The organism is Pseudomonas sp. CIP-10 (assembly GCF_020911845.1).
Classification (GTDB): Bacteria; Pseudomonadota; Gammaproteobacteria; order Pseudomonadales; family Pseudomonadaceae; genus Aquipseudomonas; species Aquipseudomonas alloputida.
On sequence record NZ_CP087160.1, the window covers coordinates 5,365,265 to 5,391,726 of the forward strand.

Sequence of the window (26,462 nt, forward strand, 5' to 3'; positions counted from 1 at the left end):
GGCGGCATGAAAAGCCGGTGGTCGAGCATCCTCGGCGATTAAGTAGAAATTCAGGACCGCGTCGCCTTCTTCGCGGGCTCGCCCGCTTCAGGATCACTGCAGGCTGCACAGGCTGCCCTGTATCTGTAGGAGCGGGCTTGCCCGCGAAGGGGCGCGAAGCGGCCCCAAAAATGGCGGATCGAAATACATGACACCCTGGCTGACAGTAGTAGGCATCGGCGAAGACGGCTTCAGCGGCCTGGGCAAACAGGCCCGGCGCGCCCTGCTGGGCGCTGGGCGGGTCTTCGGCAGCCCGCGCCAGCTGGCCTTGCTGCCACGTTGCGTGACCGCTGAACAGTTGGCCTGGCCCAGCCCGTTCTCGCTGGCCCCGGTGTTGAACCTGCGCGGCGAGCCGGTGTGCGTGCTGGCCAGCGGTGACCCTATGTTCTACGGCGTCGGCGCCAGCCTGGCACGCCAGGTGCCTGCTGCAGAAATGCGCGTGCTGTCGCTGCCCTCTTCCTGCTCCCTGGCTGCCGCCCGCCTGGGCTGGCCGCTGCAGGACCTGCAGGTGGTGTCGCTGGTGGCCCGCCCCCTGGCGGCGCTCAATGCCCACTTGTACAGCGGCATGCGCCTGCTGGTGCTGAGCAACGATGGCGACAGCCCGGCGGCAATTGCCGCGCAGCTGCGCGAGCAAGGCTTCGGCCCAAGCCGCCTTCAGGTGTTCGAGCACCTGGGGGGTGTGGACGAACGTGCACTGGCCGGCACCGCCCAGGACTGGCCGCACACCGATATCGCGGCGCTCAACCTGGTCGTCATCGAATGCCTGGCTACGCCCGATGCGCCCCGCCTGCACCGGCTGGCCGGGTTGCCAGACGACGCATTCCGGCACGATGGCCAGTTGACCAAGCGCGATGTCCGCGCCATCACCCTGGCGCGCCTGGCACCGCAACCCGGCGAACTTTTGTGGGATGTCGGTGCGGGCTGCGGCTCGATCGGCATCGAGTGGATGCGTGCCCACCCGGCATGCCGCGCCCTGGCCATCGAGGCCGACGAAGGCCGCCAGGGTTTGATCGAGCATAACCGCGATGCATTGGGTGTACCCGGTCTGCAACTGGTTCGCGGCAAGGCGCCAGCGGCGCTGCAAGGCCTGGAACAACCGGATGCAATCTTCATCGGAGGCGGCGTTACCCGCGCAGGTGTACTGGACCTGTGCTGGGCAAGCCTGCGTCCCGGCGGCCGCCTGGTGGCCAACGCCGTCACCCTGCAAAGCGAACTGGCCCTGGCGCACTTTCGCGAACAGCACGGTGGTGAGCTGACCCGTATCCATGTCGCTCATGCCCAGCCCTTGGGTGCGTTCGACACCTGGCGCCAGGCGCTGCCGATCACCCTTCTGGAAGTACTGAAACCCGCCGATGCGTGAAGAAACCCGCGAACAGCCCGCGCCTCTGCGCAGCGGCCTTACCACCGGCAGCTGCGCCACCGCCACCAGCCTGGCAGCGGCCAAGCTGCTGCTCACCGGGCAGCGTGATGATGCGGTGGACATCACCCTGCCCAAAGGCAAGGTCGTGCAGATGCGCCTGGAATTCTGCCGCCTGATCGGCGAGTGCGCCGAAGCCGGTACCCTCAAGGATGCGGGTGACGACCCGGACGTGACCCACGGTGCCCTGCTCTATAGCCAGGTGCGCCTGCTGGCGGAACCTGGCATTGGTTTTGTCGCTGGCAGCGGCGTGGGCACGGTGACACGCCCGGGGCTGGTGCTGGCGGTGGGTGAGCCGGCCATCAACCCGGTGCCTCGGCGCATGATCAGTGAACACCTGCAACGCCTGGCCGACGCGTGCGGCTACCTTGGCGGCTTCGAGGTCACGGTCAATGTGCAAGGTGGTGAGCAACTGGCCCTGAAAACCATGAACCCGCGTCTGGGCATCCTCGGCGGGCTGTCGATCCTCGGCACCAGCGGCATCGTCCGGCCGTTCTCTTGCGCGGCCTACATTGCCTCGATCCACCAAGGCATCGACGTGGCCCACACCAACGGCTACACGCACATAGCCGCGTGCACCGGCAACGCCAGCGAAGACACCATGCGCCGCGTCTACGGTCTGCCGGAAATCGCCCTGATCGAAATGGGCGATTTCGTCGGCGCGGTGCTCAAGCACCTGCGCAAGGTACCGGTGCCGCGCCTGACCCTGTGCGGCGGCTTCGGCAAGATCAGCAAACTGGCCGCCGGGCACATGGACCTGCACAGTCGTCACTCCAGCATCGACTTGCCGCAACTGGCAGGTTGGGCCGCAGACATTGGCGCTGACGAGGCGTTGCAGGCTGCCATCAGCGGCGCCAACACCAGCCAGCAAGCGCTCGCCCTGGCTCATGCGGCCGGCATTGCCCTGGGTGACGCGGTGTGTGCCCACGCCCTGGCCTTCGCCCGTAGCGTCGTGCCGGCGCAGGTGCACGTGGAGGTGTTCGCCATCGACCGCCAAGGCGGCATCGTCGGCCAGGCGGGTGTGCAATGACTGCGCGCATCCTGTTGCTGGGGGGGGTCACTGAAGCCCTGGCGATGGCCCGCCAACTCGGGCCTCGACATGTCTACAGCCTGGCCGGTATCGGCCGCGTGCCGCAGGGCTTGCAATGCCAGGTGCGGGTCGGGGGCTATGGCGGTGTCGAGGGCCTGACCCGCTACCTGCGCGAGGCGGGTATCACCCTGCTGATCGACGCCACCCATCCCTATGCCGCGCAAATCAGCCGCAATGCCGCCAGCGCCGCACGCAACGTCGGCATCCCGTGCTGGGCCTTGCGTCGTCCCGCCTGGCAGGCGCAAGCAGGGGACGACTGGCGAGAAGTCGAGGATTGGGCAGGGTTGATCGAAGCACTGAAGCCGTTCCGCAGGCCACTGTTCACGCTAGGACGCGAGCCGCTGCAGCACCTGGACGAGATTCCGCCAGAGCAGTTCTGGACCTTGCGTGCGCTGGAGGCGTGCCCTGGCAACGAGCGCTGTGAAGTGATTGGCGCACGTGGGCCGTTCCATATCGAAGATGAGCGGGCGTTGTTCCAGCGCCGCCACATCGATGTGCTGATCAGCAAGAACAGCGGCAGTGTGGCGACCGAGCCGAAACTGGAGGTAGCGCGGGAGCTTGGCGTGCCGGTGCTTGTCCTGAAACGTCCGGCACTGCCGGAGGTAGACCGGGCATTCGACTCACTGGCGGACCTGGCAACAGCGCTCGCCCTCTAGGCGCTGCCCTTTCGCGACACACAGGCAGTCCTACAAAGATTTCAGACTTTTCTTCCAACTAACCCAGTGGCCCGTTGCCGCTCTGCTGCCTTAAACTCGACGCCCCTCCCCCGGAAGGTTTCACCCATATGGAAATGCAATGGTGGATCTGGCTGGTCTTCGGCATCGCGCTGATCCTGCTTGAACTGGTCCTCCCAACGTTCTTCATACTCTGGTTCGGCATCGGCGCCGTGCTGGTCTCGCTTATCTCGCTCGCCGCACCCAGCCTGCAACTGGACATGCAGGTCCTGCTGTGGGTACTGCTGTCGTCGGCCACCACTGTGCTGTGGTTCAAAGTGTTTCGGCGCAAGCAGCCGGATGTGCGCTGGACCGCCGACAGCGTGATCGGCGAAGTGGGCCTGCTGACCGCTCCCGTGTCGGAGTTCCAGAAAGGCCGCGTACGCTTCCAGAAGCCGATCCTCGGCAACGAAGAATGGACCTGCATCGCCGATGGCCAGATCGCTGCCGGCGAGCGGGTACGCCTGACCGCCATCGAGGGGAACACCGCCCGCGTTATCCGGGCCTGAATCCGCATTAAAAGGAATTTTGCAGCATGACCAGCCTCATCGTCGTCGGCGCCATTGCCCTGTTCGTCCTGATCACCGTGTTCAAGGGGGTACGCATCGTGCCCCAGGGCGAGGAATGGATCGTCGAGCGCCTGGGCCGCTACCACAGCACCCTCAAGCCGGGCCTGAACATTGTCATCCCCTACATGGACGTGGTCGCCTACCGCCTGCCGACCAAGGACATCATCCTCGATGTGCAGCAGCAGGAAATCATCACCAAGGACAACGCGGTAATCGTCGCCAACGCCCTGTGTTTCGCCAAGGTAGTCGACCCGCAGAAAGCCTCGTATGGCGTGCAGGACTTCTCGTTCGCCGTCACCAGCCTGACCATGACCTCGCTGCGCGCCATCGTCGGTGCAATGGACCTCGACGAGGCGCTGTCCAGCCGCGAGCAGATCAAGGCCCGTCTGCGCGATGCAATGTCCGAGCAGACCGAAGACTGGGGCGTGACCGTGCGCTCGGTGGAAATTCAAGACATCAAACCTTCGGAAAACATGCAGTTGGCCATGGAACGCCAGGCCGCAGCCGAGCGTGAGCGCAAGGCCGACGTCACCCGCGCCGAAGGGGCCAAACAGGCGGCGATCCTCGAAGCAGAGGCGCGCCTGCAGGCGGCCAGGCTGGATGCCGAGGCGCAGATCAGCCTGGCCGAGGCCTCGGCGCGGTCGATTTCGCTGGTGAAGGAAGCGGTGGGCAACGAGACCGTACCGGCGATGTACCTATTGGGCGAACGCTATGTGGGCGCGATGGAGAACCTGGCGGGCAGCAGCAATGCCAAGGTGGTGGTGTTGCCGGCTGACCTGCAAGAGACCGTGCGCGGGTTGATGGGCCGCAACAAGGTTTGAGAGTGTCGGGGGCGCTTTGCGCCCCTATCGCGACACAAGGCCGCTCCCACAGGGATCGCGCCAGCTTTTAGAAATTGAGCAAGACAGTTGCTCCCACAGGACAGCGCAGTATTCGAGGCTGCCGCAATTCTGCGGGAGCGGCCTTGTGTCGCGATGGGCTGCACAGCAGCCCCCATTACCAGGCCACCTGCGTCACTTCACCGCACCCCGGCATTTTTACCTATACTCCGCCTTACAATAGCCACCACGATTCCTGACCGGATCTCTCCATGCCCCCACGTCGGCACATTGCCTGGGTAGCCTGCCTTGCAGTGCTATTCAACTTGCTGGCCATGCCGCTGTCTTCTGCTGCGCCCAAGGGCCCGGCCGAGCAGCTGCTGTGGGGGGCTTTCTGTTCCAGCATGGCCAACAAGGCCAACGTCGACGTTCAGGCCCTGGCCAAGATCGACCTCGGCCCGCAAAGTGACGACAGCGCCGGCATGATGAACTGCTGGTGCTGCTCCGGTGCCGTGCCGTTGCTGGCCCTGCCCGGCTACCCGCCACAGTTGCACCACCCGCCGACACTGCTCAGCGGGCTGCTGCCGCCAGCTGCCAAGTACACACCCACGCCCCGCCAGCTCTGGCCTGGGCTGAATCCTCGTGCCTCTCCGCTAGCCTGAGTTCATCACGCTGTCTGCCTGAACCAGAACGGAAACGGAGATTCACCATGCTCAAGCACGCCCTCGTCATGGCCGCCCTGCTGCTGCCTGGCGCCTTTGCCAATGCCCACGAATACAGCGTGGGTGACCTGCACATTGCCCACCCGTGGTCGCTGCAATTGCCACCCAACGCGCCTAACGTCGCTGCGTATTTCGTGGTGCACAACAAAGGCCAGGCCGATGACCGCCTGCTCAGCGTCGACAGCCCCATCAGCGATGACGCGCAACTGCACGAGCATGCCATGAGCGCCACTGGCGCCATGAAGATGCAACAGGTGCGCAGTGTGGTAGTACCTGCCGGCAAGGACCTGACCTTTGCCCCTGGCGCCTACCACGTGATGCTGATGCAGCCCAAGGACCGTAGCCTGCTCAGCGACGGCAAACGCTTCCCGTTGACCCTGCACTTCGAAAAGGCCGGCGATATCACCGTCGAAGTGGCCGTGCAGAAGCAGGCGCCAGCGGACCAGCCGCAAGCCCACGAACACGCGCACTGATACCTGCTGACAGGCACGCGCCATGAGCCTGCCGCGCCACAGCATCGGCCGTACCATCCGCCCTGACCTCAGGCGCGCCGGTGGCGGATGGCTGAGCCTGTTCGCCATGTGGATGATCTTCATCGGCCCACTGATTTCCCAGTCGATGCCGATGGACCACCACGTGGGCATGAACATGCCGATGGACATGCCGATGGCGGCTGCCCATCAGCACGGCGGCGACGCCCATTACGGCCACGGCGGCGATGGCCAGCTGCATGTGATGTGGGAAAAGTGCGGTTACTGCAGCCTGTTGTTCAACTGCCCGGCCCTGCCCCAGGCCCTCAGCCCGCTCAGCGCCGGCAGCATCGTCCCCACCAGCCACCTGTTTGCGCCAACGCACCAGGGCCATGCCCGGCAGGCTGTATTCCCTGGTGCGCGCAGCCGCGCCCCGCCTTCTTCGATCAACGTCTGAAACCACATTTTGCGCACGAAGCCAGGAGGCTTCGCGCTAACTCATGACTGATCGACTGGAATCATTATGTCCGGCTGCACCCCTGTTTTTGCCTTGTCCCTGCGTGGGACCATCGCCGCCCTGTGCGGTTCGCTGCTCGCACCCATGGCCCTGGCCGCCGACCCTGGCCATGAAGGCCATGTGCACGACGCACCCGAGCTGAGCCCGACGGTGATCACCGCCGTGGCCCCGAGTTCACCGCTGACCGTGGTCACCAACCCGAAAGACCCGCGCCAGCCAGTGCCGGCCAGCGACGGCGCCGACTACCTGAAGACCATCCCCGGCTTCTCGGCAATCCGTGCTGGCGGTACCAACGGCGACCCGGTACTGCGCGGCATGTTCGGCTCGCGCCTGAACATCCTCACCAACGGTGGCTTGATGCTTGGCGCCTGCCCCAATCGCATGGACGCGCCCACGTCCTATATTTCGCCAGAAACCTACGACCGCCTGACCGTGATCAAAGGCCCGCAGAGCGTCATCTGGGGGCCCGGCGGCTCGGCCGGCACCATCCTCTTCGAGCGCGAACCGGAGAAATTCGGCACCCTCGGCAGCCGCGTCAACGCAAGCCTGCTGGCCGGCTCCAACGGCCGCTTCGACAAGGTGCTGGATGCCGCGGCTGGCAACAGTCAGGCCTATGCCCGCTTCGTCGGCAACCAGTCACGTTCGGACGACTACCACGACGGCAACAACGACACCGTGCCGTCGCGCTGGGACAAGTGGAACGGCGATGTCACCCTCGGCTGGACACCCGACCAGGACACCTTGCTGGAACTGACGGCCGGCAAGGGTGATGGCGAAGCCCGCTACGCCGGGCGCGGCATGGACGGCTCGCAGTTCAAGCGCGAAAGCCTGGGCCTGCGCTTTGAAAAGTCCAACCTCGGCGAGGTGCTCGACAAGGTCGAGGCGCAGGTCTACTACAACTACGCCGACCATGTGATGGACAACTACAGCCTGCGCACACCGTCGGGTAGCGGCATGATGGGCATGCCGATGGTCAGCAACGTCGACCGCCGCACCATGGGGGCACGCATCAAGGCCACCTGGCGCTGGGCCGACGTGCAGCTGATCAGCGGCATCGACGCGCAAACCAACGAACATCGCAAGCGTGGCGGTATGGGTGTGGACGCACACAAGGGCCAGGCCTGGACCAAGGACGCCGACTTCCACAACTACGGCGCCTTCAGCGAACTGACCTGGTACGTCAGCGGTGAGGACCGCTTGATTACCGGCGCCCGTCTGGACCGCGCCTCGGCGCGTGACTTCCGCAAAACCAGCGCCACCGAAGGCGACACCCGTGCCGACACCTTGCCGAGCGGTTTCATCCGCTACGAGCACGACCTGGCAGCCATTCCGGCCACCACCTACATCGGCCTCGGCCACGCCCAGCGCTTCCCCGACTACTGGGAGCTGTTCTCACCCAAGCTGGCACCCGCCGGGGCAGCCAACGCCTTCGACGGCATCAAGCCAGAGAAAACCACCCAGCTCGACTTCGGCATCCAGTACCGCACCGAGCGCCTGGAGGCCTGGGCTTCGGGCTATGTCGGGCAGATTCGCGACTACATCCTGTTCGACTACCGCACCGGCATGATGGGCATGAGCACCTCGCAGGCGCAGAACATCGACGCCCGCATCATGGGTGGCGAACTGGGCGCCGCCTACCAGCTGACTGATAACTGGAAGGCCGATGCCACGCTTGCCTACGCTTGGGGCAAGAACAGCAGTGACGGCAAGGCGCTACCTCAAATGCCTCCCCTGGAAAGCCGCCTGGGCCTGACCTACAGCCGCGATGTGTGGAGCGTCGGCGCACTGTGGCGGCTGGTGGCGGCGCAAAACCGCATTGCCGAAAACCAAGGGAACGTCGTTGGCAAGGACTACGACAAGAGCGCCGGCTTCGGCGTGTTCTCCCTGAACGGCGCCTACAAGGTGAACAACAACCTCAAGCTCAGCGCAGGGGTCGACAACCTGTTCGACAAAACCTACGCCGAGCACTTGAACCTGGCCGGGAACGCCGGGTTCGGCTACCCGGCTACAGATCCACAGCCGGTCAACGAGCCAGGCAGGACCTTCTGGACCAAGGTCGATTTCAGCTTCTGACAACAACGGGCGCAGCTTCGGTTGCGCCTTTCAGCTGGTCAAAAAAGGAGGTTCCCATGAGAGGAACACGCGTCTCTTTCTATAACCTGGCCTGGCGTTGGCATTTTTATGCGGGGCTGTTCGTGGCCCCGTTCATGATCCTGTTGGCAATCACCGGGATCATCTACTTGTTCAAGCCCCAGCTCGACCCGCTGCTGTACCGCGAGCTGATGGTGGTCGAGGCCGGCCAGCACCGGCAGGGCGCAGACACGATGCTGGCTGAAGTGCGCCAAGCCTACCCAAAGGGCCACATCGCCCAGTACTTGCCGCCACTGAACGCCGCGCGCAGTGCGCAGTTCGTGGTGCATGACGGCGGGCGCGAACTGAACGTGTTCGTCGACCCATACAGCGGCAAGGTCCTCGGCGAACAGGACGGCAAGCAGAACCTGCAGGCCATCGCCCGCGCCCTGCATGGCGAGCTGATGGTCGGCACGGTCGGTGACCGGCTGGTGGAACTGGCTGCGGGCTGGGGCATCGTGCTGGTGGTATCGGGCCTGTACCTGTGGTGGCCGCGCGGGCGCAGTGGCGCTGGCGTGCTTTGGCCGCGGCTGACGGCACGCGGCCGGCTGTTCTGGCGTGACCTGCACGCGGTAACCGGTTTCTGGGGTTCGGCCTTGCTGTTGTTGATGCTGGTCAGCGGCATGACCTGGACCGGCTTGTGGGGCAAGCAGTACGCTGATTTGTGGAACCGCTTCCCGGCAGCCATGTGGAACGACGTGCCCAAGTCGGACCAGCAGGCGCGTGAGCTGAACAGCGCACACCGCCAGACCGTACCCTGGGCCATGGAAAACACGCCGATGCCACAGTCCGGTGCACACGCCGAGCACGGCGGGCACCACATGATGTCGGACCTTCCCGCAGCGCCCCAGGTGAGCGTGCAAAAGGTCGAAGACATTGCCACTTCGCGCCAGGTCGAGCCGGGCTACAGCATTACCCTGCCCACGACTGCCGACGGGGTGTTCACCATTGCCGTGTTCGCCGACGACCCGCGCAACGACGCCACCCTGCATGTCGACCAATACACCGGCAAGGTTCTGGCCGATGTGCGCTGGCAGGACTACAGCCCGGTTGCCCGCGCCACCGAGCTGGGCGTGATGCTGCACGAAGGCAAGATGTTCGGGGCGCTGAACCAGATCATCATCCTGCTGGTGTGCCTGATGATCCTGCTGGGTTCGGTGAGCGGGCTGGTGATGTGGTGGAAGCGCCGGCCGGACGGCGGCCTGGGCGTACCGCCTTTGCGTCATGACCTGCCACGCTGGAAGGCGGCGGTGGCAGTGATGCTGGTGCTGGGGGTGATGTTCCCGCTGGTAGGGGTGTCGATGGTGGTGATGTGGGGGGTGGATAGTTTGGTGGTGAGGCGCCGCAGGGTCTTGGCCACCGCTTGAGCCTTGTGTTGCCTGTGCTGGCCTCTTCGCGGGTAAACCCGCTCCTACAGGGGACCGCGTTGCCTTTGTAGGGGCGGGTTTACCCGCGAAGAGGCCGGTACAGGCCAAATGCTGAGCTGCAAATGGAGAGTCGATCTGTCGCGCCCCGAACTGGAACGCGCGTGTTAGCCTAGCCGGCTACCTCTGACAAGAAGACTGGCCTTTACAAGGGAATGCAGCCTATGACGCAAACCTCACCCATAGCGACAGATGAACCGCACCTGCAACGCAACCTGACCAACCGCCACATCCAGCTGATCGCCATCGGCGGCGCGATCGGTACCGGTCTGTTCATGGGCTCAGGCAAGACCATCAGCCTGGCCGGGCCATCGATCATCTTCGTCTACATGATTATCGGCTTCATGCTGTTCTTCGTCATGCGCGCCATGGGCGAACTGCTGCTGTCGAACCTGAACTACAAATCGTTCATCGACTTTTCCGCCGACCTGCTCGGCCCCTGGGCCGGCTACTTTACTGGCTGGACCTACTGGTTCTGCTGGGTGGTCACCGGCATTGCCGATGTGGTCGCCATCGCCGCCTATACGCAGTTCTGGTTCCCTGACTTGCCGCAGTGGATACCGGCGCTGACCTGCGTAGGGCTGCTGCTGTCGCTGAACCTGGTCACCGTAAAAATGTTCGGCGAAATGGAGTTCTGGTTCGCCCTGGTCAAGATCGTTGCCATCCTCGGTCTGGTCGCGACCGGCCTGTACATGGTCATCACCGGCTTCACCTCGCCCAGCGGGCGCACCGCCCAGCTGGCCAACCTGTGGAATGACGGCGGCATGTTCCCCCATGGCCTGATGGGCTTCTTCGCCGGTTTCCAGATCGCCGTGTTCGCCTTCGTCGGCATCGAGCTTGTGGGTACCACCGCCGCCGAAGCGAAGAACCCGGAACGCACCCTGCCGCGGGCGATCAATTCGATCCCGATCCGCATCATCGTGTTCTATGTGCTGGCGCTGATCGCGATCATGGCCGTGACCCCGTGGCGCGACGTGGTGCCAGGCAAGAGCCCGTTCGTTGAGTTGTTCGTGTTGGCAGGCCTGCCGGCGGCAGCGAGCATCATCAACTTCGTGGTGCTGACCTCGGCGGCCTCCTCGGCCAACAGCGGCGTATTCTCCACCAGCCGCATGCTCTACGGCCTGTCGCAGGAAGGTGACGCGCCCAAGGCCTTTGAAAAACTGTCGAGCCGTTCGGTGCCGGCCAACGGCCTGTATTTCTCGTGTACCTGCCTGTTGCTCGGTGCGGTGCTGATCTACCTGGTGCCGAACGTGGTCGAGGCATTCACCCTGGTCACCACCGTGTCGGCGGTACTGTTCATGTTCGTGTGGACGCTGATCCTGCTGTCATACCTGAAGTACCGCAAAGACCGCGCGGCGCTGCACCAGGCATCGAACTACAAGATGCCGGGCGGGCGCTTCATGTGCTACGTGTGCCTGTCGTTCTTCGCTTTCATCCTGGTGTTGCTGAGCCTGGAAGCGGATACCCGTTCAGCGCTGGTGGTGACGCCGATCTGGTTTGTGGTGCTGGCGGTGACCTACCAGCTCGTACGCAGCAGGCGCCATCCCCGCACGGCCGTGCGTAACGGCTGATGGCCTCGGGGGCTGTTCCCACGAAGGCACGGTGTACGCCGTCCGATGTGGGAGCAACTGTCTTGCTCAATTTCTAAAAGCTGGCGCCTTCCCTGTGGGAGCGGCCTTGTGTCGCGATGGGCCGCACCGCGGCCCCAATCCTGTGCACACAATTCCATCAGGCACCAACCTGGATCCAACCAACGCCCCAACACCTCGCACAGCCCCTCTAAACCGTACCTTTTGCCACTAGGCACACCCCTTGCAACGCCCTCCCCGCTTGCCCAACACCATAAAAAACTCAGCGGAGAGAGCACATGAAGCGTCGCAGTCTGATCAAGGCCCTTACCCTCAGCGCATCGATTGCGGCGATGGGCCTGAGCTGGAGTATCCAGGCCGCCGAGACCATCAAGGTCGGTATCCTGCATTCGCTTTCCGGGACCATGGCCATTTCCGAGACATCGCTCAAGGACATGGCGCTGATGACCATCGAGCAGATCAACGCCAAGGGTGGCGTGAACGGCAAGATGCTGGAACCGGTGGTGGTCGACCCGGCGTCCAACTGGCCGCTGTTCGCTGAAAAGAGCCGCCAACTGCTGACCCAGGACAAAGTGGCCGTGGTGTTCGGCTGCTGGACCTCCGTGTCGCGCAAGTCCGTTCTACCGGTGTTCGAAGAACTCAACGGCCTGCTTTTCTACCCGGTGCAGTATGAGGGCGAAGAGATGTCGCCGAACGTGTTCTACACGGGCGCCGCCCCGAACCAGCAGGCCATCCCGGCCGTGGAATACCTGATGAGCGAGGACGGCGGCAGCGCCAAGCGCTTCTTCCTGTTGGGCACCGATTACGTCTACCCGCGCACCACCAACAAGATCCTGCGCGCATTCCTGCACAGCAAAGGCGTGGCCGACAAGGACATCGAAGAGGTGTACACGCCCTTTGGCCACGCTGATTACCAGACCATTGTCGCCAGCATCAAAAAGTTCTCCGCCGGCGGCAAGACCGCTGTCATATCCACAGTCAACGGTGACTCCAACGTGCCGTTCTACAAGGAACTGGCCAACCAGGGCCTGAAGGCCACCGACGTGCCGGTGGTGGCCTTCTCGGTGGGCGAGGAGGAACTGCGCGGCATCGATACCAAACCGCTGGTGGGCCACCTGGCGGCATGGAACTACTTCGAATCGGTGGATAACCCGGTCAACCAGAAATTCGTCGCCGACTGGAAGGCCTACGCCAAGGCCAAGGGCCTGCCGGGTGCCGACAAGGCCGTGACCAACGACCCCATGGAAGCCACCTACGTGGGCATCCACATGTGGGCCCAGGCTGTCGAGAAAGCCAAGTCCACTGACGTTGACAAGGTCCGCGAAGCACTGGCCGGGCAGAGCTTCGAGGCGCCGTCGGGCTTCACCCTGACCATGGACAAGACCAACCACCACCTGCACAAGCCGGTGATGATCGGCGAGATTCAGGATGACGGCCAGTTCAGCGTGGTGTGGGAAACCGAGCAGCCGCTAAGGGCGCAGCCTTGGAGCCCGTTCATTCCGGGCAATGACAAGCGGCCAGATTACGCCGTGAAAGGTAACTGAGTGCATGGGGCTGCTTTGCAGCCCATTCGCGAGTGAACCCGCTCCTACAAGGACCGCGCAGGTTTCAAACCTTGCACCGTCTCTGTGTAGGAGCGGGTTCACCCGCGAAGAATCCAACACCGATTTTCAGGATTGCCCGCATGCTCAGACTCCTGCTCACCCTTCTCCTGCTAATGCCCTTGGCAACCCACGCCAGCGAGGGCGAATTCTTTCTCACCGCCAAGCCCGCCGAGCAAGGCCGCCTGCTCGAAGGTTGGGCAGCACAACCCGATGCTGCGCGCCTGCCGCTGCTGGAAAACCTGCGCCAAGGCCGCATCGCTGCCGACGACACCCGCAAGGTGCGCCTGAACAACCGCCTGCGCGGCCTGATCGACAACGCCCTGGCCAGCCACCAGTTGCTCAGCGACAACAGCGACACCCGCCTGGCCGCGGCCCAGCAATTACAGAAAAGCGCACAACCCGCGCAAATGGCCTTCCTCGACCGGCGCTTCGCCGCCGAGCCGGACGCCGCTGTACAGGCCGCCCTCGGCCTGGCCCTGGCCAACCTGCAACTGGGCGCCAGCGAGCCCGCAGTGCGCCTGGCCGCCGTGCGCCTGCTGGGTGAAACCGGCGACCCGCTGGCCCGCACCCGCCTCGAAGCCCTGCTGCAGCCCGATGCAGAACTAGACCCGGGCGTGCGTACAGCCGCCGAAACGAGCCTGGCCCAGGTCAAGCGCAAACTGCTGGTAGGCGAACTGCTCGGCCAGGCCTTCAGCGGCCTGTCGCTGGGTTCGGTCCTGCTGCTGGCAGCGCTGGGCCTTGCGATCACCTTCGGCCTGCTTGGGGTGATCAACATGGCCCATGGCGAGATGTTGATGCTCGGCGCCTACAGCACCTACATGGTCCAGGTACTGCTGCAGCGCTTCGCCCCAGGCGCCATCGAGTTCTACCCGCTGATTGCCCTGCCGGTGGCGTTCGCCGTCAGTGCCGGGGTCGGCATGGCGCTGGAGCGCACGGTGATCCGCCACCTGTACGGCCGGCCACTGGAAACCCTGCTGGCCACCTGGGGCATCAGCCTGATCCTGATCCAGGCCATCCGCCTGCTGTTCGGCGCGCAGAACGTCGAGGTGAGCAACCCAGCCTGGCTGTCTGGCGGCATCCAGCTGCTGCCCAACCTGGTGCTGCCATACAACCGCCTGGTCATCATCGGCTTCGCCCTGGCCGTGGTGCTGCTCACCTGGCTGCTGCTCAACCGTACCCGGTTGGGCCTGAACGTGCGCGCAGTCACCCAGAACCGCAACATGGCCGCCTGCTGCGGCGTGTCCACCGGGCGCGTCGACATGCTCGCCTTTGGCCTCGGCTCGGGCATCGCAGGGCTCGGTGGCGTGGCCTTGAGCCAGGTGGGCAATGTCGGCCCGGACCTGGGCCAAAGCTACATCATCGATTCATTCCTGGTGGTGGTGCTCGGCGGCGTCGGGCAACTGGCCGGTAGCCTCTGGGCCGCGTTCGGCCTGGGCATCGCCAACAAGCTGCTGGAGCCGCAGATCGGTGCCGTACTCGGCAAGATCCTCATCCTTGCGTTGATCATTCTGTTCATCCAGAAACGCCCGCAAGGCCTGTTCGCCCTCAAGGGACGGGTAATCGACTGATGAACCAGCCACTGCTTGTCACTGCTACGCAAAAGGCCGGCCCACGCCTGACCCTTACCCTCGGTGCCGTCGTCGTCCTGCTGCTGGTGGCTATGCCACTGTGCTCACTGCTGCCGGCAGACCATACCCTGCACGTGTCGGCCTACACCCTGACCCTGGTCGGCAAGATTCTTTGTTACGCCATCGTCGCCTTGGCCCTCGACCTGGTTTGGGGCTATGCCGGGCTGCTGTCACTGGGCCATGGCCTGTTCTTCGCCCTGGGCGGCTATGCCATGGGCATGTACCTGATGCGGCAGGCCGCCGGCGACGGCCTGCCCGGGTTCATGACATTCCTGTCGTGGACCGAGCTGCCCTGGTACTGGGCCGGTACCCAGCATTTCGCCTGGGCCCTGTGCCTGGTGGTGCTGGCGCCCGGGCTGCTGGCGCTGGTGTTCGGCTGGTTCGCTTTCCGCTCGCGGATCAAAGGCGTGTACTTCTCGATCATGACCCAGGCCCTGACCTTTGCCGGCATGCTGCTGTTCTTCCGCAACGAAACCGGCTTCGGTGGCAACAACGGCTTCACCAGCTTCCGCACCATCCTCGGCTTCGACATTGCAGCCCAGGGCACCCGCGCGGTGTTGTTCCTGCTGACCGTGGGCCTGCTGCTGGCCAGCCTGTACCTGTGCTGGCGCCTGACCCGCAGCAAGTTCGGCCGCCTGCTCACCGCCGTGCGTGACGCTGAAAACCGCATGATGTTCTGCGGCTACGACCCGCGCGGCTTCAAGCTGCTGGTGTGGGTACTGAGCGCCGTGCTGTGCGGCCTGGCCGGTGCGCTGTACGTACCGCAGGTGGGCATCATCAACCCCAGCGAGATGTCGCCGACCAACTCGATCGAAGCCGCCGTCTGGGTAGCCTTGGGCGGGCGCGGCACGTTGATCGGCCCGCTGCTCGGTGCCGGCCTGGTCAACGGCATGAAAAGCTGGTTCACCGTGGCCTTCCCCGAGTTCTGGCTGTTCTTCCTCGGCGCGTTGTTCATCCTCGTTACCCTGTACCTGCCCAAGGGCGTGGTCGGCCTGTTGAAGAAAAGGAGCCAGCCATGAGAGGCGTGCCCCCAGTCCACCCGGAGTTCATGCTGGAACCGGTATTCGACAACCTCGGCGCCGGGCGCGATGCCATCGGCCTGGGCCAAAGCCGCAAGGCCGGCCTCGACACCCGCCACGGTACGGTGCTGAGCCTTGAAGACATCAGCGTCAGCTTCGATGGCTTCAAGGCGCTCAACACGCTGAACCTGTACATCGGGGTGGGCGAGCTGCGCTGCATCATCGGCCCCAACGGCGCCGGCAAGACCACGATGATGGACGTAATCACCGGCAAGACCCGCCCCGACAGCGGCACGGCTTACTTCGGCGATACCCTCGACCTGACCCGCATGAGCGAATACCAGATCGCCCAGGCCGGCATTGGCCGCAAGTTCCAGAAGCCCACAGTGTTCGAAGCGCTGACCGTGTTCGAGAACCTGGAACTGGCGCTGAAGACCGACAAGTCGGTGTGGGCCAGCCTGGCCGCGCGCCTGAGCGGTGACCAGCGCCAGCGTATCGAGGACGTGCTGACCACCTTGCGCCTGCTGCCGCTGGCCCAGCGCCAGGCCGGCTTGCTGTCGCATGGGCAGAAGCAGTTTCTGGAGATCGGCATGCTGCTGGTGCAGGAGCCGCAACTGCTGCTGCTCGATGAACCGGTGGCCGGCATGACCGATGCCGAGACCGAATTTACCGCCGAGCTGTTCAAGGGCCTGGCTGGCAAGCATTCGCTGATGGTGGTGGAGCATGACATGGGCTTCGTCGGCAGCATTGCCGACCATGTGACCGTGCTGCACCAGGGGAGCGTGCTGGCGGAAGGCTCGCTGGAGCAGGTGCAGGCAGATGAGCGGGTGGTCGAGGTGTATCTGGGCCGGTGACCGGATTTGAAATTTTTGGCGCCTGTGCCGGCCTCTTCGCGGGTAAACCCGCTCCTACAGGGGGCGTAATGCCATGGGGCGGTTCCCGTCGTAGGAGCGGGGTTGCCCGCGAAAAGGCCGGCTTAGGCACAGCATCCCTTTCAGGAACTCTCACATGCTCAAGATCGACACCCTGCACCAGTACTACGGCGGCAGCCACATCCTGCGCGGCCTGTCCTTCGAAGCCAAGGTCGGCGAAGTGACCTGCCTGCTGGGCCGCAACGGCGTGGGCAAGACCACCTTGCTGCGCTGCCTGATGGGCCTGGTGCCCGCCCGCGACGGCAGCATCGAATGGGAAGGCAAGCCGATCACCGCGTTCAAACCACAGCAACGGGTGCAGGCCGGAATCGCCTACGTGCCCCAGGGCCGCGAGATCTTCCCGCGCCTGACCGTCGAGGAAAACCTGCTGATGGGCCTGTCGCGCTTCCCCGCCCGCGGAGCCCGCGAGGTACCGGCCTTCATCTACGAGCTGTTCCCAGTGCTGGAGCAGATGAAACAACGCCGCGGTGGCGACCTGTCTGGCGGCCAGCAGCAACAGCTGGCCATCGGCCGCGCCCTGGCCAGCCGCCCACGCCTGCTGATTCTCGACGAGCCGACCGAAGGCATCCAGCCGTCGGTGATCAAGGAGATCGGCGCGGTCATCCGCCGCTTGGCCGAGCGTGGCGACATGGCAATTTTGCTGGTGGAGCAGTTCTACGATTTTGCCGAAGCGCTGGCTGACCAGTACCTGGTCATGGCCCGCGGCGAAATCATCCAGCGCGGCCGCGGCGAAAACATGCAAGCCGAAGGTGTACGCGGGCTGGTAACCATTTAATCTGCGAGCAACGACCTTGCGAGACGCTGTCATGAGCTACGAAATCCGCGATGCCCGGCCCACCGATGTGCCGGGCATACTGGACATCTACAACGACGCGGTGCTCAACACCACGGCGATCTGGAACGAAACCCCGGTGGACCTCGGCAACCGCCAGGCCTGGTTTGAAGCGCGGGCGCAGCAGGGCTACCCGATTTTGGTAGCTACAGATGAGACGGGCGTGCTGGGGTATGCCTCGTTTGGCGACTGGCGGCCGTTCGAGGGCTTTCGCCTGACTGTGGAGCACTCGGTGTATGTCCGTGGCGACCAACGGGGCAAGGGATTGGGGCCGGTGTTGATGGCCGCGCTGATCGAGCGTGCGAAGGGGTGCGGCAAGCATGTGATGGTGGCGGCCATCGAGAGTGGCAATGCGGCGTCGGTTCGCCTGCATGAGCGGCTGGGCTTCGTGGTGACCGGCCAGATGCCGCAGGTGGGGGTAAAGTTTGGCCGCTGGCTTGATCTGACCTTCATGCAACTGGTGCTGAACCCGGGCGCCGAACCGACCTGAAATACGGTCCATTGTGGGAGCGGCCTTGGGTCGCGAACGGGCTGCAAAGCAGCCCTGGCAATGTTGCGGTGAAGCACAGATCTGGGGCTGCTGCGCAGCCCATCGCGACACAAGGCCGCTCCCACAGATGCCGGCAAGGGAACCTACATCTGAATAAACCGGCCCAGCCGCTGCTTCAGCATGTTGTTCTCACTGCGCAACTGCTGCACTTCCTGCAGTAGCTCCAGCGCCAGCGCCACCCCTTCCCACTCCAGTTCCAGCTCCTGGTGCAGCTTCACCGCTCGTTTGGTCACCAGCGGCGCCTGATCGTCAAACAGCCAGTCCTCCGGCGTTCGCCCGGAAGGTTCGACAATGCCATGTTCGACGATTTCGATCACGCATTCAGCCGTGACATCGGCTTCCTGACACAGGGTACGCATGTCCAGTTGAACGATCAGGGTGCTGCTCATGATCACTTACTCCATTGTGTCCTCGGGTTGAACGCAGCTTTCTCGGAAAGCTTGGTCCAGAGTTCGCGGGCAGATTCGTCCGACGCAGGCGGCATCACCACCTTGAGCTGCGCATAAAGGTTGCCGCGCTCTCCCTGCTTGTTGACCAGGCCCTTGCCCGGTACACGCAGGCGCTGGCCGCTCTGGCTGTCAGGACGGATGGTCAGGTTGATCTTGCCATCCAGGGTCGGAACCGCCACCTTGGCGCCCAGGGCCGCCTCCCACGGTGCCAACGGCACAGTGATGATCAGGTCATGACCTTCGACATCGAACAGCGGGTGCGGTGCCATGCGGATGGTCAGGAACAGGTCACCGTTGGCCCCGCCACCGCTGCCCGGCGCACCCTGGCCCTTGAGGCGGATGCGCTCGCCGTCGGTCACCCCAGCCGGAATCCTCACGTTCAAGGTCTTGGTGGTGAAGCCGGTGCGCTGGCCCATGGCATTGGTTTGCGGCACCTGGAAGCTGATCTGCTTGGACTCCTTGCTCAGGGTCTCTTCAAGGAACACTGCCAGTTCAAGCTCCACGTCCTGCCCCCGCCTGCCGGCACTGCGTTGCTGCTGCCGGGCGCCACCGAAGGGGTTGCCACCCGCACTGCGCCCACCGAAGATCGAGCTGAAGAAGTCGGAGAAGTCGCCGCCTTCGAAGCCGCCGCCACCGCCACGGTTTTCCCAACCCGGTGGGGCCTGGAACGGCCGACCATGCTGGCCGCCGTACTTGCGGATTTCGTCGAACTCGGCACGTTTCTGCGCGTCGCCCAGCACCTCATAGGCCTCGTTGGCCTCCTTGAATTTCTCCTCGGCGTCGCGCTCCTTACTGACATCGGGGTGATACTTGCGCGCCAGTTTGCGGTACGCGGCCTTGATCGCCTTTTCGTCCGCAGTGGGCTCTACGCCGAGTATCTTGTAATAGTCTTTGAAGTCCATTTGTGGATCACCAATGTGAATGTGCGTGTTGCAACTGAAGATAGGGGCCAAGCATAGCCTTTCAAGACCGACTTGGGTTTGCCTCAAGGCAGACGACTGGTCTTGATTCTGTAGCCAACTGGCATACACTGCGCGGCCGTTTTGCCTCCGGAAGCCCATTTCCCATGTCTGACGTATCCCCGGCCCGCGCCCTGGGCATCGACTTTGGCACCTCCAACTCCACGGTCGGTTGGCACCGGCCTGGCGTCGAGTCGCTGATTGCCCTGGAAGACGGCAAGATCACCTTGCCCTCGGTGGTGTTCTTCAATATCGAAGAGCGGCGCCCGGTGTATGGCCGCCTGGCGCTGCACGAGTACCTGGAAGGCTACGAAGGCCGCCTGATGCGCTCGCTGAAAAGCCTGCTGGGCTCGAAGCTGATCAAGCACGACACCAGCGTGCTGGGCAGCGCCCTGCCGTTCAAGGACCTGCTGGGCATGTTCATCGGCGAGCTCAAGAAGCGCGCTGAAGCGGCCGCTGGCCGTGAATTCGACCAGGTGGTGCTGGGCCGCCCGGTGTTCTTCGTCGACGAAGACCCGGCTGCCGACCAGGAGGCCGAGGACACCTTGGCCGAAGTGGCGCGCAAAATCGGCTTCAAGGACGTGTCGTTCCAGTACGAACCGATTGCCGCAGCCTTCGACTATGAGTCGAGCATCAGCCGCGAAGAGCTGGTGCTGATCGTCGACATCGGCGGTGGTACCTCGGACTTCACCCTGATCCGCCTGTCGCCCGAGCGCCATCGAGTCGCCGAGCGCCAAAGCGACATCCTCGCCACGGGCGGTGTGCACATTGGCGGTACCGACTTCGACAAGCAACTGAGCCTTCAGGGCGTGATGCCGTTGTTTGGCTATGGCAGCCGCATGAAGAGCGGTGCGCTGATGCCGACCAGCTACCACCTCAACCTGGCCACCTGGCACACCATCAACGCCTTGTATTCGCAGAAGTCACAGTTGGCGCTGGGTAGCATGCGCTATGACATCGAGGACAGCTTCGGCATCGATCGCCTGTTCAAACTGATCGAGCAGCGCGCTGGGCACTGGCTGGCGATGGAAGTAGAAGCCAGCAAGATCGAGCTGACCGAGCATGACAGCCGCCACATCGACCTGCGGCGCGTAGAGCCCGAGCTGACTGCGGAACTGACCCGCGCGCTGTTCGAAGAGGCGATCGAAGGCCTGCTGGAGCGCGTGCGCGGTAGCGTGACCGAGCTGCTGGCCAAGGCTGGGGTAAGCGAAGACCAGGTCGATACGGTGTTCTTCACCGGTGGTTCAAGCGGCATTCCGGCGCTGCGCAACAGTGTTTCGGCGATGCTGCCGAATGCGCGGCATGTGGAAGGCAACATCTTTGGCAGCATTGGTAGCGGGCTGGCCATCGAGGCGCGCAAGCGTTACGGCGCGGCCTGATTTGTCGTTTAGCCTGTAGCCGCGAACGGGCCGGCCCTGCTGGCCAATCTCCACCCGCCTTTCACCGTTGCCGCCGCTACCGCATTCGCGGGTAAACCCGCTCCTACGCACCGATCGGGGGTGGACACACGTCGGTGATTGGCCGCAGGCCCCTGTAGGAGCGGGTTTACCCGCGAAGAGCCCGGCCCTGCTGGCCAATCTCCACCCGCCTTTCACCGTTGCCGCCGCTACCGCATTCGCGGGTAAACCCGCTCCTACGCACCGATCGGGGGGACACACGTCGGTGATTGGCCACAGGCCCCTGTAGGAGCGGGTTTACCCGCGAAAGGGCCAGTACAGGCCACTACATGATCAGACCAGCTCCGCCCGCTTCAGCTCACTCTTCAGATAGGCATAGTAGATGGGCCCCGCCACGACACCGGGCAGCCCGAACGCCGCCTCGAATACCAGCATCGCCAGCAGCAATTCCCACGCCTTGGCACTGATCTGCCCACCCACGATCCGCGCGTTGAGGAAGTACTCGACCTTGTGGATGACGATCAGGTAACCCAGCGCCGCCGCCGCCACCCAGATCGACAGCGACAGGCCGACGATGGTGATCAAGGTGTTGGACATCAAGTTGCCGATCACCGGCAGCAAGCCCAGCAGGAAGGTCAGCACGATCAGCGTCTTGGTCAGCGGCAGGTGCACGTCGAACAGTGGCATCACCACGGCCAGGAAAATGCCGGTGAAGATCGTGTTGAGCAGCGAGATCTTGATTTGCGCGAACACGATGTTGCGAAACGCCTTCACCAGCAGGCTAAGACGTTCGAACAGCGCCGCCGCCAAGGGCTTGCGCCGGGAGATATCGGGAATACGCTGCAAAGCGATGATGGCGCCGAGGATCATGCCGATCAGCATCGTCACGAACATGTGCGCCATACCCTTGCCCACCAGCTGCAAATCGCTCAGGTGGCTCTTGATCCAGTCACCGATGGCCACCTTGAACTCTGCGGCACTGGCAGGCAGGTAGCCCTCGATGAAGGGTGGCAGCTGACCGCGAGCACGCTCGACCAAGGCCATGAACTTGTCCAGCGAGGCGCCGGGGTTTTCCGCCTCGTGCAGCAGGAAGCTGAAGGCACCGGCAATCAGCAGTGTCAGGGTGCTGACCACCAGCGTGCCGAGCAGCGCCACGGCCAGCCAGCGCGCGCGTTGGCCAGCAAGCAGCGGCTGCAGGCGCGGGGTCAGCATGTTGACCAGTTCGAACACCAGCAGACCGGCCAGCAGGCTGGGCAGCAACTTCAGGGGCAAAGCCAGCAGCAGCCCAGCCATGACGATGATCAGGCTGGCCAGGGTGATCTGACGGGGAGTAAAGGTCATACAGCCTCGACGGCAGACAGCGGGAATGCCGCAGTCTGCCAGCCTTGGCGGCGCAGGCATAGGCGCAGGTCATTTCTTCTTCAGGCAATCGCTCATAAAGGCCTTGCGCTCGTCCCCCTTCAGGGCTTTGGTGGTGGCGTCAGCATTGCAGGTCTTCATTTTGTCTTGCTGGGTTTGTGGCACATCCTTTTTCAGGCAGGTGCTCATGAACGCTTTGCGTTCATCGCCCTTGAGGGCCTTGGCGGTGGCGTCAGCGTTGCAGGTTTTCATCTTTTCCTGCTGCGCGGTATTGGCAGCGAAACCTTGGGCACTGAACAACACCGCCAGGGCCAGTAACGGGATTTGCAGCACTTTCATGGAGTGGTCTCCTTGGCTCCGCGCCCGATGCACGGGGATCGAGCTGAGTGTAGCCAAGAATGTTCAGTGCCCCGCCCGCGCCTGCCGGCGGTACTGCTCGGGCGTACACCGGGCCTGACGCTGGAACATGGCGATGAACGCCGAAGCGCTGCTGTAGCCAAGGTCGAAGGCGATGGCCTGAATCGGCAGGCCGGCTTCCAGCGCTTCGATGGCACGCAGAAAACGCAGGCGCAGGCGCCATTCGCCAAAGCTGATGCCCAGCTCGCGCAGAAACTGGCGGGCCAGGGTGCGTTCGCTGACGTGCACGCGGGCGGCCCAGTCGGCCAGCGGGCGGTTGTCCCCCGGCTCGGCGCTGAGCGCGTCGAGCACCTGGCGCAAGCCATCGCTGTGGGCAAACGGCAAGTAGCAGGCCAGAGTGGGCGCCAGCAGCAACTGGTCAAGCAGTACCTGTACCAGGCGCTGGTCACGCTCGTCCTCGGCCACCTTGAGATTGCGCCGGGCGAAGTCACCGAGGATAGCCTTGAGGATGTCACTGATCATCAGGCTGCACGGGTGCGATGGCAGCGCTGCGCACAGGCTGCGGTCGAGGTAGATGGAACGGTAGACGATGGCCTGGGGGTTGTAGCAGCCATGCTCGGTGTCGGGCGGCACCCAAACGGCGTAGTGCGGCGGCGACAGGAAGCGCTGGCCGGCCACATCCAGATGCATTACGCCGTGGGCGGTGTAGTTCAGTTGGCCCCAGCCGTGTTGGTGCACGGCGCTGTGGGTGTCGGCAACGAACTCGTCGTGGCGGAAGTACACCGAGGCCGGCAGTTGGGTGAACTGGGGGATATCAAGGTATTTGCGCGGCATGCTGTCTGCTTTGCAGGGTCGATTGTCTGGATAGAAGTATAGGCTTGTTAACAGACATTCGATAATACAGGCCTATCGAGGGCCTGCCTTGCAGGCCTTCGCGGGCTCGCCCGCTCCCACAGGATCTGCGCCAGCCTCCAGGCCTGTGTATCCCCATGGGAACGGGCAAGCCCGCGAGGGCGGCAAGGCAGCCCCAATCCAGGCCCCAATGAGTGACCCGCTACATGAATTACCTGTTCCCTCTCACCGCCATCCTCATCTGGGCCGGCAACACCGTGGTCACCAAGATGTCCGCCGGCGCCATCCACCCTGCGGAGATCGGTTTCTACCGCTGGTTGCTGGCCGCCTTGCTGTTCACGCCGTTCATGCTGCCCGCCGTGTGGCGCAACCGCGCAGCCATCCGCCCGCACCTGACCCAGGTGTTCGTGCTCGGCGTGCTGGGCATGGCGATGTACCAGAGCCTGGCCTACTTCGCCGCCGGCATCACCAGTGCCACCAATATGGGCATCATCCTCTCGCTGATGCCGCTGATGTCACTGGCGCTGTCCATCGCCTGGCTGGGCCAGCGCCTGAGCTACGGTGCCCTGCTGGGCGCGGTGGTGTCATTCTTTGGCGTGCTTGAAGTGGTCAGTGCCGGCCACCCCGCCAGCCTGCTGCAGCATGGGCTGAACAGCGGCGACCTGTTGATGCTGGTGGCTACATTGGCCTATGCGCTGTACAGCTTCCTGCTGAAGAAATGGCAGCTGCGCCTGCCGCCGATGCAGCTGCTGTACCTGCAGGTTCTGGTAGCCATCGTCGTGTTGCTACCGCTGTTCTTGCTGTCGGACAAGACCGGCCTGAACAGCCACAACATCGGCCTGGTCCTGTATGCCTGCGTACTGGCCTCGATGATCGCGCCACTGGTGTGGATGCAGGCCGTGCACCGCCTGGGGCCCAGCCGCACCACACTGTTCTTCAACTTGCTGCCGCTGGTCACCGCGCTGATCGCCGCCGTGGTGCTCGATGAGCAACTGGCCAGTTACCACCTGGTCGGCGGCTTGCTGACCCTGGCCGGGGTAGTGCTGGCCGAACGCTGGACCACGCCGATCCGCCGCCAACGCACTTGAGCTAAAGCCCCGCCGCCTTGAGCCGGGCGGCATGTTCGGTGAACAGCCGCACCGGCTCCGCGCCTTTGCCCACGGCACCGAGCGACTGGTTGACGATGTCCAGGTGATCGAGCGGGTAATCGTCGCCGATCACCTGCCCCAGGTGCGAACTGAAACGCCCGACCATGCCGTCGCAATGGCCCTTTTCCTTGATGAAACTGCGTGCGAACAGGCGGCAGAAGCGGCTGCTGCCGTCAAAGCGGTTGCGCCCCTGGTCTGTCAGGCCGGGTTGCAACGTGCCGGACCAGGAGTAATAGCGGACGCCATTGACCTCATAGGCCCCTTCCCCACCCCAGGTTTGCGGCAGGCCCTGTGGATAAGCCTGGTTGAACAGCGCCACCCCGGCGCTGGTCAGCGACTGGTGCGAGGCGTGCACATCTACCGGCAGCGGGTCACGACGCCAGCCGGTTTCCAGCCACACCAGCAGCACGGCAAACCCATGCAGCACGGCCTTGAGGACGCGCCCCTGGGGTGAATGGCCCGGTGCCGTGCGTTCCAGGTGGTCGGCCAGCTCGGAGCCATGGTTGGGCCCCGCCACCGAGGTGACCGACGCCACCCGCTCCGGCCGTTTGGCCGCTGCGTAACGCGCGCTCAGGGCGCCCTGGCTGTGGCCGATGAGGTTGACCTTGTCGACGCCGGTACGTTGGCAGATATCGTCGATGATCGCCAGCAACTGCTCGCCGCGCACCTCGCTGGAATGCAGCGGCGAAACCTGCACCGGAAACACCTGCGCCCCGCCCTTGCGCAAGGCCGGCACAATGCCGAACCAGTAGGGGTAGAGCACCATCCGGACAAACCCGAGCATGCCTGGCACCAGCACCAGCGGGTATCGCGTTGCCAAATCCTGCTGCATTGCCGCAGCTCCTTTGCGTGTACGACGGGCCAACACTACAGCGGCCATCATGACCATCGCAATCGAACTCCTGGCGCGCGCTGTGGTTCAAAACCACACAGACCCTTTGCAAGGAGCGGGACCATGTACAAGCAGACCCTGGCAATCCTTCTGGCAAGCGCCACCCTGGCCGCCTGCGGCAGCCGCCCGGAAAACCCGGTGGATTACGTCACCTACCGCGATGAGCCGCTGGTCAAGCAGGTGGAGAACGGTATGACCATGCAGAAGGTCATCGCCATTGGCGGCAGCCCGTCGAACGTGATCGACCTGCCGCATGGGGGTACCTGCAACGACTACATCCTTAACCGCGACGGCAAGCAGCAGCCCTATTACGTGCGCTTCGACGCCACCGGCCATGTCGATGCCAAAGGCTTCAAGACCTGCAAGCAACGCCAAGAGGACAGTGACGCCCTGCATGGCGCGTAAGCCTGCGCCCCAACCTGACCCTGACCCCTGCTGGAGATAACCCATGAGCAATGTTGAACTGACCGATGTGAAGACCCTGCGCGAGCGTGCACGCCAGCATGTGGAGCAGGGCGCGGTGACCGAGGGTTACCACGCTGACCGTGAGCAGATCCTGCGCCTGCTTAATGAATCGCTGGCCACCGAGCTGGTCTGTGTTCTTCGCTACAAGCGCCATTACTTCATGGCCAGCGGCATCAAAGCCAGTGTGGCTGCCGAGGAGTTTCTGGAACATGCCAACCAGGAAGCCGAACATGCCGACAAGCTGGCCGAACGCATCGTGCAACTGGGCGGGGAGCCGGACTTCAACCCCGACAACCTGACCAAGCACTCGCATGCCCAGTACGTGGCTGGCAATTCGTTGAAAGAGATGGTGCTGGAAGACCTGGTGGCAGAGCGGATTGCCATCGACAGCTACCGCGAGATCATTCAGTACATCGGGGATAAAGACCCGACTACCCGTCGTATCTTCGAAGACATCCTGGCGCAGGAAGAAGAGCACGCGGACGATATGTCCGACCTGTTGCAAGGCCTTTGATTTCTGA

General features: G+C 63.8%; 27 protein-coding genes. 21 read left to right on the forward strand and 6 right to left on the reverse strand.

The window, feature by feature from the left end; all coding sequences use genetic code 11:
- Positions 1–187: 187 nt before the first annotated feature.
- The 17 genes from cbiE (at position 188) to LMH93_RS24295 (ending at position 18,003) form a co-directional block, all read left to right on the forward strand.
- Positions 188–1,399 (forward strand): precorrin-6y C5,15-methyltransferase (decarboxylating) subunit CbiE, encoded by a 1,212-nt coding sequence (gene cbiE, locus LMH93_RS24215; protein WP_230064687.1) that lies wholly within the window; start codon positions 188–190, stop codon positions 1,397–1,399.
- Positions 1,392–2,486: a cobalt-precorrin-5B (C(1))-methyltransferase gene (locus LMH93_RS24220; RefSeq protein WP_004577047.1), complete on the forward strand. Its 1,095-nt coding sequence runs from the start codon at positions 1,392–1,394 to the stop codon at positions 2,484–2,486. The genes cbiE and LMH93_RS24220 overlap by 8 nt, the downstream gene beginning before the upstream one ends.
- Positions 2,483–3,202 (forward strand): cobalt-precorrin-6A reductase, encoded by a 720-nt coding sequence (locus tag LMH93_RS24225; RefSeq protein WP_014861028.1) that lies wholly within the window; start codon positions 2,483–2,485, stop codon positions 3,200–3,202. The genes LMH93_RS24220 and LMH93_RS24225 overlap by 4 nt, the downstream gene beginning before the upstream one ends.
- 128 nt (positions 3,203–3,330) lie before the next feature.
- Positions 3,331–3,768: an NfeD family protein gene (locus tag LMH93_RS24230; RefSeq protein ID WP_012053829.1), complete on the forward strand. Its 438-nt coding sequence runs from the start codon at positions 3,331–3,333 to the stop codon at positions 3,766–3,768.
- 26 nt (positions 3,769–3,794) lie between these two features.
- Positions 3,795–4,649: an SPFH domain-containing protein gene (locus tag LMH93_RS24235; protein WP_012053830.1), complete on the forward strand. Its 855-nt coding sequence runs from the start codon at positions 3,795–3,797 to the stop codon at positions 4,647–4,649.
- A gap of 269 nt (positions 4,650–4,918) precedes the next feature.
- Entirely contained in the window at positions 4,919–5,308 is a 390-nt protein-coding gene (locus tag LMH93_RS24240) for a DUF2946 domain-containing protein (RefSeq protein WP_108191006.1), read from the forward strand.
- A gap of 47 nt (positions 5,309–5,355) precedes the next feature.
- Complete coding sequence (locus LMH93_RS24245) at positions 5,356–5,841, forward strand: copper chaperone PCu(A)C (protein ID WP_108191007.1); 486 nt, start codon at positions 5,356–5,358, stop codon at positions 5,839–5,841.
- Between the two features lie 22 nt (positions 5,842–5,863).
- Positions 5,864–6,295: a DUF2946 domain-containing protein gene (locus LMH93_RS24250; protein WP_230064688.1), complete on the forward strand. Its 432-nt coding sequence runs from the start codon at positions 5,864–5,866 to the stop codon at positions 6,293–6,295.
- 66 nt (positions 6,296–6,361) lie between these two features.
- Positions 6,362–8,428, forward strand: a complete 2,067-nt coding sequence (locus tag LMH93_RS24255; RefSeq protein ID WP_230064689.1) for a TonB-dependent copper receptor — start codon at positions 6,362–6,364, stop codon at positions 8,426–8,428.
- Between the two features lie 56 nt (positions 8,429–8,484).
- Positions 8,485–9,852 carry a PepSY-associated TM helix domain-containing protein gene (locus LMH93_RS24260; RefSeq protein ID WP_230064690.1) on the forward strand — a complete coding sequence of 456 codons (1,368 nt, stop codon included), beginning with the start codon at positions 8,485–8,487 and terminating at the stop codon, positions 9,850–9,852.
- 221 nt (positions 9,853–10,073) lie between these two features.
- Entirely contained in the window at positions 10,074–11,480 is a 1,407-nt protein-coding gene (gene cycA / locus LMH93_RS24265; protein WP_003249645.1) for a D-serine/D-alanine/glycine transporter, read from the forward strand.
- Positions 11,481–11,776: 296 nt separating this feature from the next.
- On the forward strand, positions 11,777–13,042 hold the full coding sequence (gene urtA / locus LMH93_RS24270) for an urea ABC transporter substrate-binding protein (RefSeq protein ID WP_003249642.1): 1,266 nt from the start codon (positions 11,777–11,779) through the stop codon (positions 13,040–13,042).
- Positions 13,043–13,182: 140 nt separating this feature from the next.
- Positions 13,183–14,670 carry an urea ABC transporter permease subunit UrtB gene (urtB, locus tag LMH93_RS24275; RefSeq protein WP_003249640.1) on the forward strand — a complete coding sequence of 496 codons (1,488 nt, stop codon included), beginning with the start codon at positions 13,183–13,185 and terminating at the stop codon, positions 14,668–14,670.
- Positions 14,670–15,749: an urea ABC transporter permease subunit UrtC gene (gene urtC, locus LMH93_RS24280; protein ID WP_230064691.1), complete on the forward strand. Its 1,080-nt coding sequence runs from the start codon at positions 14,670–14,672 to the stop codon at positions 15,747–15,749. Before urtB ends, urtC begins: the two co-directional genes overlap by 1 nt.
- Positions 15,746–16,603 carry an urea ABC transporter ATP-binding protein UrtD gene (gene urtD / locus LMH93_RS24285; RefSeq protein WP_010955450.1) on the forward strand — a complete coding sequence of 286 codons (858 nt, stop codon included), beginning with the start codon at positions 15,746–15,748 and terminating at the stop codon, positions 16,601–16,603. Before urtC ends, urtD begins: the two co-directional genes overlap by 4 nt.
- A gap of 154 nt (positions 16,604–16,757) precedes the next feature.
- Positions 16,758–17,456 (forward strand): urea ABC transporter ATP-binding subunit UrtE, encoded by a 699-nt coding sequence (gene urtE / locus LMH93_RS24290; RefSeq protein WP_230064692.1) that lies wholly within the window; start codon positions 16,758–16,760, stop codon positions 17,454–17,456.
- 31 nt (positions 17,457–17,487) lie between these two features.
- Entirely contained in the window at positions 17,488–18,003 is a 516-nt protein-coding gene (locus tag LMH93_RS24295; RefSeq protein ID WP_003249631.1) for a GNAT family N-acetyltransferase, read from the forward strand.
- Between the two features lie 143 nt (positions 18,004–18,146).
- On the opposite strand, the gene LMH93_RS24300 is transcribed toward LMH93_RS24295, so the two are convergent.
- Complete coding sequence (locus tag LMH93_RS24300; RefSeq protein WP_003249630.1) at positions 18,147–18,452, reverse strand: chaperone modulator CbpM; 306 nt, start codon at positions 18,450–18,452, stop codon at positions 18,147–18,149.
- 2 nt (positions 18,453–18,454) lie between these two features.
- Positions 18,455–19,414 carry a curved DNA-binding protein gene (gene cbpA, locus LMH93_RS24305; protein WP_003249627.1) on the reverse strand — a complete coding sequence of 320 codons (960 nt, stop codon included), beginning with the start codon at positions 19,412–19,414 and terminating at the stop codon, positions 18,455–18,457.
- Between the two features lie 164 nt (positions 19,415–19,578).
- On the opposite strand from cbpA, the gene LMH93_RS24310 reads away from it, so the two are divergent.
- The gene (locus LMH93_RS24310) at positions 19,579–20,850 is read left to right on the forward strand and encodes an Hsp70 family protein (protein ID WP_003249625.1); all 1,272 of its coding nucleotides are present in this window, start codon (positions 19,579–19,581) and stop codon (positions 20,848–20,850) included.
- A 351-nt stretch (positions 20,851–21,201) separates the two neighbouring features.
- Here LMH93_RS24310 and LMH93_RS24315 read toward each other — a convergent pair whose 3' ends face one another.
- From LMH93_RS24315 to LMH93_RS24325, 3 genes are all read right to left on the reverse strand, one after another.
- A complete protein-coding gene (locus LMH93_RS24315; protein WP_003249623.1) occupies positions 21,202–22,209 on the reverse strand; it encodes an AI-2E family transporter in 1,008 nt (335 codons plus the stop codon).
- Between the two features lie 69 nt (positions 22,210–22,278).
- On the reverse strand, positions 22,279–22,566 hold the full coding sequence (locus LMH93_RS24320) for a PsiF family protein (protein WP_003249621.1): 288 nt from the start codon (positions 22,564–22,566) through the stop codon (positions 22,279–22,281).
- Positions 22,567–22,629: 63 nt separating this feature from the next.
- A complete protein-coding gene (locus LMH93_RS24325; protein ID WP_003249619.1) occupies positions 22,630–23,418 on the reverse strand; it encodes an AraC family transcriptional regulator in 789 nt (262 codons plus the stop codon).
- A gap of 224 nt (positions 23,419–23,642) precedes the next feature.
- Here LMH93_RS24325 and LMH93_RS24330 point away from each other — a divergent pair, with 224 nt between their 5' ends.
- Positions 23,643–24,524, forward strand: coding sequence for a DMT family transporter (locus LMH93_RS24330; RefSeq protein WP_004576960.1), 882 nt, complete (start codon positions 23,643–23,645; stop codon positions 24,522–24,524).
- A gap of 1 nt (position 24,525) precedes the next feature.
- On the opposite strand, the gene LMH93_RS24335 is transcribed toward LMH93_RS24330, so the two are convergent.
- On the reverse strand, positions 24,526–25,416 hold the full coding sequence (locus LMH93_RS24335; RefSeq protein ID WP_003249615.1) for an esterase/lipase family protein: 891 nt from the start codon (positions 25,414–25,416) through the stop codon (positions 24,526–24,528).
- Positions 25,417–25,539: 123 nt separating this feature from the next.
- Between LMH93_RS24335 and osmE the strand changes: the two genes are divergently transcribed.
- On the forward strand, positions 25,540–25,881 hold the full coding sequence (gene osmE / locus LMH93_RS24340) for an osmotically-inducible lipoprotein OsmE (RefSeq protein ID WP_004576961.1): 342 nt from the start codon (positions 25,540–25,542) through the stop codon (positions 25,879–25,881).
- A gap of 43 nt (positions 25,882–25,924) precedes the next feature.
- Entirely contained in the window at positions 25,925–26,455 is a 531-nt protein-coding gene (locus LMH93_RS24345) for a ferritin-like domain-containing protein (RefSeq protein WP_004576962.1), read from the forward strand.
- Positions 26,456–26,462: the final 7 nt, after the last annotated feature.